13 protein-coding genes are annotated in these 14,817 nt (G+C 62.1%); 8 read left to right on the forward strand and 5 right to left on the reverse strand.

Annotated elements, in window-relative coordinates:
• Window positions 1–792 carry an SDR family oxidoreductase gene (locus F3J24_RS14875; RefSeq protein WP_167007779.1) on the forward strand — a complete coding sequence of 264 codons (792 nt, stop codon included), beginning with the start codon at window positions 1–3 and terminating at the stop codon, window positions 790–792.
• 102 nt (window positions 793–894) lie between these two features.
• On the opposite strand, the gene F3J24_RS14880 is transcribed toward F3J24_RS14875, so the two are convergent.
• Complete coding sequence (locus F3J24_RS14880; RefSeq protein WP_167007782.1) at window positions 895–1,386, reverse strand: RNA-binding protein; 492 nt, start codon at window positions 1,384–1,386, stop codon at window positions 895–897.
• Between the two features lie 242 nt (window positions 1,387–1,628).
• A complete protein-coding gene (locus F3J24_RS14885; protein ID WP_003072279.1) occupies window positions 1,629–2,021 on the reverse strand; it encodes an RNA-binding protein in 393 nt (130 codons plus the stop codon).
• Window positions 2,022–2,517: 496 nt separating this feature from the next.
• Between F3J24_RS14885 and F3J24_RS14890 the strand changes: the two genes are divergently transcribed.
• The 5 genes from F3J24_RS14890 to F3J24_RS14910 all read left to right on the forward strand — a co-directional run bounded on the left by F3J24_RS14890 (window position 2,518) and on the right by F3J24_RS14910 (window position 7,947).
• Window positions 2,518–3,087, forward strand: coding sequence for a TMEM165/GDT1 family protein (locus tag F3J24_RS14890; RefSeq protein ID WP_167007785.1), 570 nt, complete (start codon window positions 2,518–2,520; stop codon window positions 3,085–3,087).
• 218 nt (window positions 3,088–3,305) lie between these two features.
• Complete coding sequence (locus F3J24_RS14895; RefSeq protein ID WP_167007787.1) at window positions 3,306–4,460, forward strand: homoserine O-acetyltransferase; 1,155 nt, start codon at window positions 3,306–3,308, stop codon at window positions 4,458–4,460.
• Window positions 4,457–5,041, forward strand: a complete 585-nt coding sequence (metW, locus tag F3J24_RS14900; RefSeq protein WP_043004586.1) for a methionine biosynthesis protein MetW — start codon at window positions 4,457–4,459, stop codon at window positions 5,039–5,041. Before F3J24_RS14895 ends, metW begins: the two co-directional genes overlap by 4 nt.
• 367 nt (window positions 5,042–5,408) lie before the next feature.
• The gene (locus F3J24_RS14905; RefSeq protein ID WP_167007790.1) at window positions 5,409–6,902 is read left to right on the forward strand and encodes a M20 family metallopeptidase; all 1,494 of its coding nucleotides are present in this window, start codon (window positions 5,409–5,411) and stop codon (window positions 6,900–6,902) included.
• Between the two features lie 169 nt (window positions 6,903–7,071).
• Entirely contained in the window at window positions 7,072–7,947 is an 876-nt protein-coding gene (locus F3J24_RS14910) for an alpha/beta hydrolase (RefSeq protein WP_167007794.1), read from the forward strand.
• On the opposite strand, the gene F3J24_RS14915 is transcribed toward F3J24_RS14910, so the two are convergent.
• The 3 genes from F3J24_RS14915 to F3J24_RS14925 form a co-directional block, all read right to left on the reverse strand.
• The gene (locus F3J24_RS14915) at window positions 7,948–8,682 is read right to left on the reverse strand and encodes an SOS response-associated peptidase (protein ID WP_167007798.1); all 735 of its coding nucleotides are present in this window, start codon (window positions 8,680–8,682) and stop codon (window positions 7,948–7,950) included. It lies immediately after the preceding gene.
• Window positions 8,683–8,686: 4 nt separating this feature from the next.
• Window positions 8,687–9,427: a 16S rRNA (uracil(1498)-N(3))-methyltransferase gene (locus F3J24_RS14920; protein WP_167007801.1), complete on the reverse strand. Its 741-nt coding sequence runs from the start codon at window positions 9,425–9,427 to the stop codon at window positions 8,687–8,689.
• A gap of 195 nt (window positions 9,428–9,622) precedes the next feature.
• Complete coding sequence (locus tag F3J24_RS14925; RefSeq protein WP_167007804.1) at window positions 9,623–10,729, reverse strand: aminoglycoside phosphotransferase family protein; 1,107 nt, start codon at window positions 10,727–10,729, stop codon at window positions 9,623–9,625.
• 168 nt (window positions 10,730–10,897) lie between these two features.
• Between F3J24_RS14925 and F3J24_RS14930 the strand changes: the two genes are divergently transcribed.
• Both F3J24_RS14930 and F3J24_RS14935 read left to right on the forward strand, forming a co-directional pair.
• Window positions 10,898–13,318, forward strand: coding sequence for an LPS-assembly protein LptD (locus F3J24_RS14930; RefSeq protein WP_205244788.1), 2,421 nt, complete (start codon window positions 10,898–10,900; stop codon window positions 13,316–13,318).
• A gap of 14 nt (window positions 13,319–13,332) precedes the next feature.
• Window positions 13,333–14,760, forward strand: coding sequence for a peptidylprolyl isomerase (locus tag F3J24_RS14935; RefSeq protein ID WP_167007807.1), 1,428 nt, complete (start codon window positions 13,333–13,335; stop codon window positions 14,758–14,760).
• Window positions 14,761–14,817: the final 57 nt, after the last annotated feature.

A 14,817-nucleotide genomic window follows, 5' to 3' on the forward strand; every position in this document is an offset into this window, starting at 1 on the left:
ATGGCAGGACATGGAGCGGGACTCGTCTACATCACCGGTGCTTCCAGTGGCATAGGCCAGGCCCTGGCCTGGCACTATTACCAGCAGGGCTGGTCGATCGCCCTGGTGGCAAGACGCACCGCAGTCATGGAGCAATGGGCGCAGTCCAGGCGCATGGACGCATCCCGCTACGCCGTCTATGGCGCGGATGTCACGGACATCGACAGCATCTGCAGTGCCGCGAAGGCCTGCCTGGAGCGCCAGGGCCTGCCCGATGTCGTGATTGCCAACGCGGGCATCAGCTGGGGAGTGGACACTTCCTTGCGCGAGGATCTCGAGGTCATGCAGCAGGTGCTGGCCAGCAATGCCATGGGGCTGGCTGCAAGCTTTCAGCCATTTATTGCCCCCATGGTGAAGCGCGGCAGCGGTCGTCTGGTGGGTATTTGCAGTGTGGCTGGTATTCGCGGATTGCCGGGCCATGCCGCATATTCGGCGAGTAAGGCGGCTGCTATTGCCTATTGCGAAAGTCTGCGCGTGGAATTGCAAAAAACCGGTGTCTCGGTGACCAGCTTATTGCCGGGTTATGTTGACACCCCGTTGACCCGGCATAACCCGTATTCCATGCCTTTTCTGCTGACGCCCGAAGAATTCGCAAGGCGTGCCGTTCGCGTCATCGACCGCAAAGCCCGATATGCAATTATTCCTTGGCAGATGCGGGTTGTCGGCGGCGTAATGCGGGTATTGCCCGCTTATCTATGGGATAGATTGACCCTGGGGAAAACCAGAAAGCCCAGGCATCTCCAAAAGGATTGAGCGAGAAAGTGCAGAGGCATTGAAAATGACTATGCATTTGAATGCCTTGGCAAATAAATAAAGGCACGATGGCGTGCCTTTATTTACAGAGGTGAAAGAGGCTTATTCGCCGTGGTTATTGCCACCACCGTAGCCGCCGCGGCCACCGTGACGCGGACCAGAGCCATAGGGGCTGCGGAAGCCGCCCTCACCGCGGCCGCCACCGCCGTAGCCGCCACCGTCGCCGCGGCCATAGCCACCGCCTTCATTACGGCCACCACCATAACCGCCATCGCGATTACCGCCGCCAAAGCCGCCTTCACTGCGGAAACCACCGCCATAACCGCCAGTGCGAGGAGGACGGGGTTCCATGGGACGCGCTTCATTCACGACGAGGCTGCGGCCACCCAGGGGTTGGCCATTCATGCCTTGAATGGCTGCCTGTGCTTCCGCCTCACTGGCCATTTCCACAAAACCAAAGCCTTTGGAGCGGCCGGTGTCTCGTTCCATCATGACGCGCGCACTTGCGACGGCTCCAAACTGGCCGAACGCCTGCTCCAGATCGTTGTCGCGCACACCATAGGGAAGGTTGCCGACATACAGCTTATTGCCCATTAATAACTCCTAGCTCCTCAATGCTTCAATGGCGCGATTGAATTCAGGATGGTCGCCGCATTCCCATGGAAAAACGCGCGAAGAAACCCTGAACACTTATTCGCTTGTGAACGGGAAATGCCCCGAGAAAGGAATTATGACGGAGAACAAGGAAAAAAATAAATGCTCGAAAACCGCGTTGCTAACGTTTAGCAACAAAAAAAGGATCCGAAGATCCTTTTTTTGTTATTGGCAATAACTGCTTAGTAGCTATTGCGACGGCCGTAGCCGCCATCGCCACGGCCGCCGCCGAAGCCGCCGTCACCACGGCCACCGCCGAAGCCGCCACCGCCTTCACGGCCGCCACCGAAACCGCCGCCAAAGCCGCCGGAACGGGGAGGACGGGGTTCCATGGGACGTGCTTCGTTCACGACCAGGTCACGGCCGCCACGGTTTTGGCCGTGCAGGCCCTGGATAGCGGCTTGCGCCTCGGCATCGCTGCCCATTTCCACAAAGCCGAAGCCCTTGGAACGGCCGGTGTCGCGCTCCATCATCACCTTGGCGCTGTTCACAGTGCCGAATTCGCTGAAGCTGTCTTGCAGATCTTGGTCGCGGAAAGAGTAAGGCAGATTGCCTACGTAAAGCTTGTTGCCCATGCTGGACTCCTGAAAAAACTTGAAAACGCGATGGAGCCCTAGGGAGTCAGCCTTGGATGACAACATTAGAGACGCTAACGCACTTGCCCCCACCCAGAAATTGCTTTCCAGACAAAGACTCATGCATTATGAATCACAAGAGAAGCCGTAGTATTTCGAAAAGATCAAATTTCGTGCTTGTAACAACATTGTCCTGATGGGAGTTACCCTGAAATACAAAATTTTGAATATTCAAATAAGCAGTTGTCTTACAGGGTTAAACAGATAGAATGACGGCTTACTTTCTTTGGGGAGTAGGCCGTTCGGCAGCCAGCTGCCGGATGCATGCGTCAACAGACTTGGGTCCTCGTGACCTATGGCGCATGCGGCACAGCGTGCAATGCGCAGTGCGACTGGCCGAGACCATTGATTGCGTACCGAGAAAACCTATGAAGAGATAGGCCGGAGTCGGTGCGTGATCAATGCGTTCTGGCAACTCCGGCCGTCTTTCCCCATCATGGAAGCTTTCCTCATATCCACCTCCATCGTCGCCCTGGCCGAGATGGGGGATAAGACCCAACTCCTCTCATTGGTACTGGCGGCCAAGTTCCGCAAACCCCTGCCCATCGTTGCGGGCATTTTTGTGGCGACCCTGGTCAACCATGCCCTGGCCGGTGCCGTGGGCAACTGGATCACCACGGTGCTCGGTCCCGATGTGCTGCGCTGGATACTGGGGGTTTCATTCATCCTCATGGCAGGCTGGATGCTGATTCCCGACAAGCTCGACGATGACGACACCGGCGATAGTGCAGGGCGCTGGGGTGTCTTTGGCACCACGCTGCTGCTGTTCTTCCTGGCCGAGATGGGTGACAAGACCCAGCTGGCCACGGTGGGCCTGGCCGCCAAGTACCCGCTGGCCTACTACTGGGTGGTGGCCGGCACCACGCTGGGCATGATGCTGGCCAATGCGCCGGTGGTGTGGTTTGGCGAGAAGATCACCAAGAAGCTGCCCATCAAGACGATTCACCGGGTGTGCGCGGTGATCTTCCTGGTCCTGGGTATCGCTGCGCTTCTGACCAAGGTATGACGCTACAGGAGATGTAGCTTTCTGCGCTGGCCCGATAGGGGGTGCGGTGTTGTGACATCTGCAGCCCTCGGGCAGGCTCAGCGAATGCAGTACACTGCACTTTTCACGCGCCGATTTGCCAAAGCTTGCGGGCGCTTTATAAATCCAGCTAAAGACCCGTCCGCGAAGTGACAGTACACTGACCCGGCCTCGTTTTTAGCGATGCCGGGTTTTTTCATATGTCCTTCATCGCGACACCTCAGTTCATGCATTTTGATGAGCCGCTGCCCCTGCAAAGCGGTGGCTCCATCGCCGATTACGACCTTGCCTTCGAGACCTATGGCCAGCTCAATGCCGACAAGAGCAATGCCATCGTGGTCTGTCATGCGCTCAATGCCTCCCACCATGTAGCCGGCAGCTACGAGGGCCAGCCCAAGAGCGAGGGCTGGTGGGACAACATGATCGGCCCGGGCAAGCCTGTCGATACCGACAAGTTCTTTGTCATCGGCATCAACAATCTGGGCTCCTGCTTCGGCTCTACTGGCCCCATGCACACCAACCCGGCCACGGGCAAGCCTTATGGCGCGGATTTCCCCGTGGTGACGGTGGAAGACTGGGTGGATGCGCAGGCGCGTCTGCTGGACCGGCTGGGGATTCAGACACTGGCCGCCGTGCTGGGCGGCAGCCTGGGCGGCATGCAGGCCCTGTCCTGGTCGCTGCGCTATCCCGAGCGCATGCGCCATGCCGTGGTGGTGGCCAGCGCGCCCAATCTGAACGCCGAGAACATTGCCTTCAACGAGGTGGCGCGTCGCGCCATCGTCACCGACCCGGATTTCAACGGCGGTCATTTCTACGAGCATGGCGTGGTGCCCGCGCGCGGCCTACGCATCGCGCGCATGGTCGGTCACATCACCTATCTGAGCGATGACGTGATGAACCAGAAGTTCGGCCGTCAGCTGCGCGACGGGCTGAAGCTCAAGTACAGCACCCAGGATGTGGAGTTCCAGATCGAGAGCTATCTGCGCTACCAGGGCGAGAAGTTCAGCGGCTACTTCGATGCCAACACCTATCTGCTCATCACGCGAGCGCTGGACTATTTCGATCCGGCGCGTTCCCATGACGGCGATCTGACCCGGGCACTGGCCGTGGCCAAGGCCCACTTCCTGCTGGTGAGCTTCACGACGGACTGGCGCTTTGCGCCGGCGCGCAGCCGTGAGATCGTCAAGTCGCTGCTGGAGAACAACCGCGACGTCAGCTATGCCGAGATCGACGCACCCCATGGTCATGACGCGTTTTTGCTCGACGACCCGCGCTATATGAGCGTCATGCGCTCCTATTTCGAGGGCATTGCCAAAGAACTGAAGACCACCGAACGCGCAGGAGACGCCGCATGACCGAGTTGACCACCATGAAAGCCATTGCCCAGCTGGTGCCGCAGGGCGCGCGCGTGCTGGACCTGGGTTGTGGCGACGGCGCGTTGCTCGAGCATCTGGTGCGCGAGCGCGGCTGCACGGGCTATGGCGTGGAACTGGACGACGCCAATGTGCTGGCCTGTACGCGCCGCGGCGTGAACGTGCTCCAGCTCAATCTGGAGGACGGCCTGGCCATCTTCGGCGACAACAGCTTTGACGTGGTGCTGCAGATCGACACGCTGCAGCATCTGCGCAATGCCGAGGTGATGCTGCGGGAGACGGCTCGTATCGGCAAGCAGGGCGTGGTTGCCTTCCCCAATTTCGCGCACTGGCAAAACCGTCTGTCCGTGCTGCGCGGGCGCATGCCGGTCACGCGCCGTCTGCCCTATCAGTGGTATGACACGCCGAATATCCGCGTGGGTACCTACAAGGACTTTGAAGTGCTGGCTACCAAGAACCGCTTGCGCATTCGCGACTCCTTCGGCCTGCAGAACGGCCAGGTGGTGCGCAGCCTGCCCAATCTGCTGGCAACGACGGCGGTGTTTCACTTCGAGCATGCATGATTTGCTATTGAAAAAATAGCTTGTAGCGCTATATCTGTAATGAATTTGATATCAATTGATATTGAATTTATTGGTGGACAAGCGCAATGGGCTATTAAATATGAAGTGATGACCTGGCCAGAATGAATTGGCGCAGGGGCCTCGGCTGTCGACCAGGCACTGCGCTGGCCAGTGCGCTGATCATCGTCAGCGTGAATGACCCAGAAGCGATAGAGTGCCGGCCGACCGGGCTGGCAGCCCAATGGGGGAGGTTGGCGTCGGCACTGCCATGCCAATGCCTGCGGTGCAGCCACCGGCAATGGCGCACAATCATGGACATGGCGCGGGCCTGTCATGGCTCGTCGCCCCGTCACAGAAGGAGCCGACCATGAACGCACGTACTCCCGCCAATCTGCTGCAGCCCCAGGATGCGCTGCAGCACATCACCCAGCAGTGGGACCAGAGCATCGTCCCCGAGCTGACGAACTACATCACCATCCCCGCCAAGTCGCCCATGTTTGCGCCCGATTGGGAGCAGCAAGGCCATATCGCCACCGTGCTGCGCAACGCTGCGGCCTGGGTGGAGGCGCAGAAGGTGGCCGGGCTGAAGCTGGAAGTGATTCAGCAACCGGGTCGCACGCCGCTCATCTTCTTCGAGGTGGAAGGCACGGCCGAGAAGGCCTCGACCAGCCCCACGGTGCTGATGTACGGCCACCTTGACAAGCAGCCCGAGTTCGAAGGCTGGCGCAACGATCTGGGTCCCTGGACACCCAAGTACGAGGACGGAAAGCTCTATGGCCGTGGCGGAGCCGATGACGGCTATGCGGTCTATGCCAGCGTGGCTGCGATTCAGGAACTCAAGCGCCAGAACGTGCCCCATCCGCGCATCGTGGCCATCATCGAGACCTGCGAGGAAAGCGGCTCGGCCGATCTGCTTCCCTATGTGGATGCCTTGCGCCCGCGTCTGGGCGATGTGGGGCTGGTGATCTGTCTGGACAGCGGTGCTGGCAACTACGACCAGCTGTGGCTGACCACCAGCCTGCGCGGCATGGCCAGCGGCACGCTCAAGGTGCAGATCCTTACCGAGGGCGTGCACTCGGGCGATGCCTCGGGCGTGGTGCCCTCGTCCTTTCGCATCATGCGCCAGGTGCTGGATCGTCTCGAAGACTGCAAGAACGGCCGCGTGCTGCCGCAGAGCTTTCACTGCGAGGTGCCAGACGAGCGTATGGCACAGATCCGCGCCACGGCGGAGATCCTCGGCGAGGATGCCTATGCGCGCTTTCCCTGGGCGCATTACGACTGCGGCGGCTCGGCCCGTGTGTCCCTGCCCACGACCACCGATCCGGTCCAGGCTCTGGTGCGCCGCACCTGGGAGCCCACGTTGAGCGTGACCGGTGTGGAGGGCATGCCCAATCTGCAAAATGCCGGTAATGTGCTGCGCCCCTATACGGCCTTCAAGCTCAGCCTGCGCCTGCCGCCGCTGGTCGATGCTGCAGCCTGCGTGCAGGAGATGAAGGCCCTGCTGGAGGACAACGCGCCCTATGAGGCCAAGGTGACCTGGGAAGGCCTGTCCAGCTCCAGCGGCTGGAATGCGCCGGGCATGGACGGCTGGTTCGAGAATGCGCTCAATGCCGCCAGCCGGGCCCACTTCGGCGCCGGTTGCGGCTATATCGGCCAGGGCGGCACGATTCCGCTGATGAACATGCTGAGCAAGGGCTTCCCCAAGGCGCAGATGATGGTCTGCGGCGTGCTGGGCCCCAAGAGCAATGCCCATGGTCCCAACGAGTTCCTCCATGTGCCCTATGCCAAGAAGCTCACGGCTTCGGTGGCCGAGGTGATTGCCGCCATGGCCCGTCATCAGACCGAGGCTGCGCAGGCCTGATGCAAGTATCGAGAGCACTGCCGCTAGCGATGGTCACCAAAGCTTCCGGCGCTCTCTTCCTTGATAACACCATGACCGGTCGCCATGGCCGGACCGGGGACTGCCACGGTTGACGTGCGCTGGCGGCGGCTGCATCCTGCAAGCTCTTGCCAGCCTGAAGAGATCGTGCATGACGCCCACCGATTCCAGTACCCATCCGCCCCGGCTGCTGCATATGGCCGCATCGGACGCCACCCAGCTTGCGCTGCGCGACTGGCCGCTGGCGCCGGGCGTCAAGCCCCGTGCCCAGGTGCTGCTGGTGCATGGCCTGGGCGAGCACAGCGGCCGCTATGCCGCACTGGCGCAGTGGCTCAACGGGCTTGGCTTTGCGGTGCGGGCCTATGACCAGTACGGCCACGGCCTGTCGGGCGGGCCGCAGGGAGGCCTGACCAGCGATATGCGCTTGCTTGACGATCTGGCGGTGGTGCTGGACGCTACCCGTGCAGCCATGCCCAAGCATCAGCCCCTGGTGCTGCTGGGGCACAGTCTGGGTGGACTGGTGGCGGCGGATTTTGTCGCGTCAGGCCTGCGCCATGTGGATGGACTGGTGCTGTCCTCTCCGGCGCTGGCCCTGCATCTGTCGGGAGTGCAGAAGGTGCTGGTAGCGAGCCTGCCCAGGCTGCTGCCCAATTTGCGCGTGGCCAATGGAGTGCAATCCGCGCATCTCTCGCATGATCCCGAAGTGGCAAAGGCCTATGACGCCGATGCACTGCAGCACAGACGCATCAGCGCCCGGCTGGCACGCTATATGGCTGAGACCGGCCGCCATGTGTTGTCCAAGGCGCCGGCCTGGTGCGTGCCCACGCTGCTGCTATGGGCCGGACAGGACAAGCTGGTCAATCCGGCCGGCAGTGCGGCCTTTGCCGCCCAGGCACCACGCGATTTGGTGCAGGCCCAGTGCTTCGAGGCGGCCTATCACGAGATCTTCAACGAGAGCCCCGAGCTGGCAGCTCCCGTGTTTGCGCGGTTGGAGCAGTGGCTGGAGCAGCAGTTTCCAGCCTCCTGATTACCACTGCTGTGGCGGTTGCTTGCGGCCTTTTTCCACGGGGTTGGCACGCAGTTTTTCTGCCGGGTAGGGGCGCAGAAATTCCTTGGCCTTGTTGACCCTGGCATTGAGCCAGGCGTCGTATGCGCCTTCGTTGAGGATGGCCGGCATGGCCTTGTCGTTGCCGGGCTGGCCGTAGCGATTCATCAGCGCATGGGCATTGGCATTGATGGTGATGAGGGCATAGCTGACGATGACCTCTCCGTCCTCGCCTACCCAGCGTGCCCAGACACCGGCGGCGCCCATGGGCTGGTTGTCCACCCGGGTGATGCGTGTGGGCAGGGGCTTGCCGGGGCGCAGGTCGTCGACCTGAAAGGACTGCAGCGGCACGATGCAGCGCTGGCCTGCCAGCCAGGCATCGCGGAACGCCGTTCCCGTGGTCAGATTGTCTATTTTTGCATTCACCAGCTTGAGCGCGCGCAGGCGGCCGTCAGACGCCGACTTCACCCAGTGCGGCACCAGACCGAAGCTGGCGGGCACCAGCACCCGCTCCACAGGCAGTGCAGGCGCTCCTTCTTCGGGAGCTGTAAACGCTCGGCTCAGCAGAGTTGCAGAGGATTCTGCGGCTGCATTGACGATGATGAGACCCATGCGCCTGGGGGTCAGCACGGCCTCGGGCAGAGACTCGGGGGCCTCCACGCGAAAGTTCTGCGTATAGAACTCGGGCTTGGCCAGAGAGAGGTGACAGCTGCTCATTGATTTACTCCAGGGCCAGCAGGGATAGGGCGGCAACCGATGCCGTTTCAGCGCGCAGCACGCGGGAGCCGAGGCTGGCAGGTTTCCAGCCCTGCTCCAGGGCCCAGTCTTCTTCCTGGGCGGTCAGGCCCCCTTCGGGGCCATGCAGCACCCAGACTGCCTGGGCATCGCCGGCGGCGGCGCGCAGCGGCTGATTGCCTTCGCGCAGCGACAGCACCAGACGCGCCGCATCGGCCGCTGCTGCCTGCTTGCTGCGCAGCCAGTCGGCCAGCGACAGTGGGGCATGAATCACGGGTACCTGGTTGCGCCCGCATTGCTCGCAGGCCGAGACGGCAATCGACTGCCAGCGTTCGATCTTCTTGTCGGCGCGGTCGCCCTTGAGCTTGAGCACGCTGCGAGCCGCCATCACGGGCTGGATGCTGGCCACCCCCAGCTCGGTGGCTTTTTCCACCAGCCAGTCCATGCGCTCGTTGGCTGGCATGCCCACCACCAGATGCACGGCACGTGCGGCTTCGCGTTCGGCGGGGCTGTGGCTGTCCACGCGCACGCCAACATCGCTGCGCCCCATGTGGGTGATGGTGGCCTGAAACTCGCCACCGGTAAAACCGTTGCCGGTCTGGCCCTCAAACAGGGTGATGACATCGCCGGGCTGATGGCGCAGCACCTGCACATGGCGGGCAGCACCTGCAGGCAGGTCCAGCTCATTGCCGATGTGCAGTGGAATAGGGCAGTGATAGCGCGGCATAGGGAAAAATTCGGGGTTCGTGATTCATGGTGCCACGCAGAGTCCGTAGCTCGCAAAACTGGCGCTGAATCACCTCAGGGACGCCAAGCAAGGGCCTAGGTGGCCCCACCGCCCCGCAGCGAGGGCGTCGTCCCCCTCCCGCATTGCGAAGCAAGGCGAGAGAGGGGGGAAGCGGCAAAGCCGCTCAGGGGGGCTTTACATCCTTCCGTAGGCGTAACCGACCTGCGTCTGGATACCCTCGATTTCGTCGATCAATTTGAGGAACGGGCCCAACGCGCGGTAGCGGTTGCAAGTGGAGCGGATGTAGTGGATGAAGCGTGGCGCATCGGCCAGGTATTTGGGCTTGCCGTCGCGCAGCGTCAGGCGCGCAAAGATACCCGCAACCTTGAGGTGGCGCTGCAGACCCATCCATTCAACCCCACGGTAGAACTCGCCGAAGTCATCACCCCAGCCGCTGGCGCTGTTGGCACCCACCAGGCCGGCCTTGCGGGCCTTTTCCCAGTAACGAATGGTGATGTCGATGATGAAGTCTTCTTCCCAGCTGATGAAGGCATCGCGCAGCAGGCTGGCGATGTCATAGGTGATGGGGCCGTAGACGGCATCCTGAAAATCCAGCACGCCCAGGGGAGCGCCATTGACCACAGGCTGCATCAGGTTGCGCATCATGAAGTCACGGTGCACATAGACGCAGGGAGCCTGCAGATTGTGGGCGACGATCTGATCGAAGGTCTTGCTGAGCAGGGCCTGCTGCTTGTCGTCCAGCGTGAACTGACGGTGCTTGGCGATGTACCAGTCGGGAAACAGCTGTAGCTCGCGGCGCAGCAGGGCTTCGTCATAGAGCGGCAAGGCCCCGGCATTGCCGGCCTTGGAGGCCAGCTGCCAGTCCAGCAGGACCTCGACGGCGGAGCGGTACCAGGCTTCGGCATCCTGGGGTTTTTCGGGGTTCAGAGCTTCGATGACGGTCTGGCCGCCCAGATCGCTCAGCAGCATGAATCCATGGCCGGCGTCCCAGTCCAGAATCTGCGGCACGCACAGGCCGGCCTGGCTCATCAGGCCCTGAACCTTGGCAAAAGGCGCGCAATCTTCCTTGTCGGGCGGCGCGTCCATGACGATCAGGCTGCTGCCATCGCTGCGACCCAGGCGCAGATAGCGGCGAAAGCTGGCATCGGCCGACGCGGGGCGCAGGGTTGCGGGAAGCAGCTGGTGCTTTTCAGCCAGCGGTGCCAGCCAGGCGTCGAATGCGGCGTGGCGGGCAGAATCTGCCCAGGCAACGCCAACTGTGGGGGTGATAGGAGCGGTCATGGATAATCGGATTTTACAAACCGATGCCGCCGCATCTGTGGACAGTGGTGCTAGGCTCTCGGTTTTCTGTTGACGTGTGCCCGGGCACGCGCGCTTTTGACGTTCAAGATCATCGTGCAATCCCCATCCCATCCGCGAGATTTCCTACCTGTCCGCTCTGCCCGTCCGATGCGGGCGGGAACCGCCCGGCCGGTGATTCGTCCTCTGGCATGGGCTGTGGCACTGGCATGGGCGGGTGCTGGCATGCAGGTCCATGCCCAGTCTGCCGAAACGAGCGGATCGTCCTCCTCCAGCGTTGCGGGCGAGTTGCCCGCACTGGAGCTCAAGTCCAGCAGTCTGTTGCAAGAAAGCTACCCGCAGGAGGTGCGCGACCAGCAGCCCATCTATATCAAGGGTGACAGCCTCTCCGGACAGCCCGATATCAAGGCTTCGGTCCATGGCGAGGCTGAGCTGCGCCGTGGCGACACCATGATCCGTGCGGACAAGCTGGACTACGCGGTTCCGGACGACAGGATCAACGCCGTGGGCTCGGTGCATATCAACCAGGCCGGTAATGTCTACGAGGGCACAGCGCTGGATTTGCAGATGGATGCCTTCAAGGGCCAGTTCGACAATGCCAACTATCGCTTTCTGGCCACCGGCGGCCATGGCGAGTCGTCGCGCGTGGATTTCATCGACAAGAGCCGCTCGGTGGTCCATGACGCCACCTACACCACCTGCCAGCGCGATGATGAGGCCAGCTGGGAGCCGGCCTGGGTGCTGGAGGCTAAGACCATTCATCTGGACATGGCCGAAGAGGTGGGCGTGGCCGAGGGCGCATCCCTGAAGTTCAAGGGGGTGACCGTCCTGCCCGTGCCGCGCATGAGCTTTCCGCTCTCGGACAAGCGCAAATCGGGTCTGCTGCCACCCATGATAGGCATGGACAAGCTCGGCGGCATCGAGTATTCGCAGCCTTACTACTGGAATATCGCCCCCAACCGCGATATGACCATCACGCCCACGCTGATGACCAAGCGCGGAGTGAACCTGACGGGACAGTTCCGCTATCTGGAGCCCCTCTACTCGGGCGAGACCTATGCCAGCTACATGCCGGGCGACAATCTGCGCAGCCGGGATCGCTGGGGCTATTCCTGGCAGCATCGTGCGAACTTCGATACGCCTATTGGCGGTTTGGGGCTGAACCTCAACCTGAACCGCGTCAGCGACGGTGACTACTGGCGCGACTTCCGCTTGGCGCCCGTGGCGTTGCGCCAGCGCCTGCTGCCCAGCACGGCCAACCTGAGCTGGGCCAAGGGCGATGGGGTGCTGAGCCTCAATGTGCTGCGCTATCAGGTGCAGCAGGATGTGACTTCGCCGATTGCGCCGCCCTACAGCATGGTGCCGCAGCTGCAGTACCGCTACACGCCGGCGGATCTGCCGCATGGGCTGGACTTCTCGGTGGTGGCCGACACCACGCGTTTCGAGCTGATTCGCCCCATCACGGGGCAGGTGGGCAACAACGGCCAGCGCAGCTATGTGCAGGCGCAGCTGAGCCGGCCATTCCTGTCGCCCGGGGCCTTCATCACGCCCAAGCTGATGCTGCATACGGCCATGTACCAGACCGATCAGCTGATGAGCAACGGCAGTAAGAGCGCCAACCGTACTCTGCCCACCTTCAGTCTGGACAGCGGCCTGATCTTCGAGCGCGACACCTCGTGGTTCGGCAAGAACCTGCTGCAGACCTTCGAGCCCCGGGCCTTCTATACCTATACGCCTTATCGCGACCAGAGCATGCTGCCGCTCTATGACACGGGGCGCAGCGACTTCAACTTCGCGAGTATTTTTTCCGAGAACGACTATGTCGGTCAGGACCGTATTGCCGACAACCATCTGGTGACCCTGGGTGCCACTTCGCGCTTCATCGACCCCGAAAGCGGTGCCGAGAAGCTCAAGTTCGCCGTGGCCCAGCGTGTGCGCCTTTCCGACCAGCGCGTGCTGCTGCCCGGAGAGGTGGCCGCCACCAGCCGCTTTTCCGATATCTTGCTGGGGGCAGCCGTTCACTGGACCGACAAATGGTCCACTGAAGCCACCACTCAATACAATCAGGACTTGAACCGTACGGTGCGTACCACGGCAACGGCCCGCTACAGTCCCAGCAACTATCGCACTTTCAACATCGGTTATCGCACCCAATACGACACGGTGGCCCGTGCCGACGCCAGCAAGCTGGTCGATGTAGGCTGGCAATGGCCCATCAACGACCTCTGGGGTGACAAGGGCAAGGAGCTGGGCGCCGGCCGCGGTCAGGGCGGCGGCCGCTGGTATGCGGTGGGTCGTCTCAACTACTCCATCAAGGATCGCAAGCTGGTCGATACCGTGATCGGCTTCGAATACGACGGTTGCTGCTGGATTGGCCGCGTGGTGCTGGAGCGTCTGCAAAGCTCGGTCATCCAGTCCAATCTGCGTCTGCTGTTCCAGATGGAGTTCGTGGGCTTCTCGCGCCTGAGCTTTGGTGCCGACCCCACCTCCAGTCTCAAGCAGAATGTGCCGCGCTACCAATATTTGCGTGAGGCGGTGACTCCGCCCAGCCGCTTTACCAATTACGATTAATCAAGGCTTTTTTCATGCGTTTTTTCTCCAAGACATCCAATGCATGTGCTGTTGCCGTAGCACTGGCTGTAATGGCTGCCGGTGTGCAGGCCCAGGGTCTAAAGAGCCCCGGCAGCAAGGCCAAGGCCGGCAATGACTCCTCCATCTCGCGCGCATTGGAGGCCACGGCACAGCCCTCGGGACGCCAGGCTCCGGCAGCCGCGCAGGGAGTTCGCTCGGCCGACTACATCGTGGCCGTGGTCAATTCCGAGCCCATCACCAACAATGAGGTGCGTGCGCGCATGGCACGCGTGGCGCAGAACGTGACCGAGCAGGGCGGCCAGCTTCCGTCCCAGAGCGAGCTGGCCCGACAGGTGCTGGAGCGCCTGATTGTCGAGCGCGTGCAGTTGCAGGAAGCCAAGGACACGGGCATCAATGTCGACAACCTGGCCGTGGATCAGGCCGTGGCCAATGTGGCTCGCCAGAACAGTACCGACAAGGCCGGTCTGCTGTCGCGCCTGAAGGCAGAAGGTATTTCCGAAGCGCAGTTCCGTGCGGAAATCCGCAGTCAGATGCTGATGCAGCGCGTGCGCGAGCGTGACGTGGACGGCCGCGTCAAGGTCACGGAAGCCGATATCGACCGCTATCTCAAGGAGCAGAAGCGCCCCGGCGAGGCGGCTGCGGGTGCTGCGGCCAATCTCGGCCATATCCTGATCACCGTGCCTGAAAACGCCAGCCCTGCCGTAGTGGCGGAGCGCGAGGCCAAGGCCAAGCAGGCCGCAGAAGCGGCGCGCAAGAATCCCGACTTCATCGCTGCCGTGCGCGAGTTCTCGGATGTGCCCAATGGCCAGGGCGGCGGCGCCATGGGCATGCGCGCCATGAGCGACTACCCCGAGCTGTTCGTCCAGCAGGTGGGCAATGCCGCGGTCGGCGCCATCGTCGGTCCGTTCCGCTCGGGTGCCGGTTTCCACGTGCTCAAGGTGCTGGAGAAGTCCCAGTCCGGTGCGCCCGTGTATATCACACAGAATCACGCCCGCCATATCCTGCTGACCGTGGGTGAGGGCATGACCGAAGCGCAGGCGGCCAAGCGTCTGGAGGACTACAAGCGTCGCGTGGAAGCCGGTCAGGCCACTTTCCAGCAACTGGCTCAGGAGTTCTCCAAGGACGGTAGCGCCCGCAATGGCGGTGATCTGGGCTGGTCCTCGCCGGGCCAGTTCGTGCCCGAGTTCGAGCGCGTGCTCGACAGCCTCCAGCCCGGCCAGATCAGCAACCCCGTGGTGTCGCGTTTCGGCGTGCACCTGATTCAGCTGATCGAGCGTCGCCAGGAAAAGCTCACCGAACGCGAACAGCGTGAAATGGTGCGCAACGTGGTGCGCGAGCGCAAGGCCGAGCAGGACTACGAAACCTGGCTCAAGGAGCTGCGCGGAAAGGCCTTCGTGGAATACCGCGAGCCACCCCAATAAGCCCATTCAATCCGCTTGAGCGCCCGGTAGTGTCATCATTGCGCACCGGGCATCGGA

It is taken from the genome of Comamonas sp. Tr-654 (assembly GCF_011752915.1).
GTDB lineage: Bacteria > Pseudomonadota > Gammaproteobacteria > Burkholderiales > Burkholderiaceae_C > Comamonas.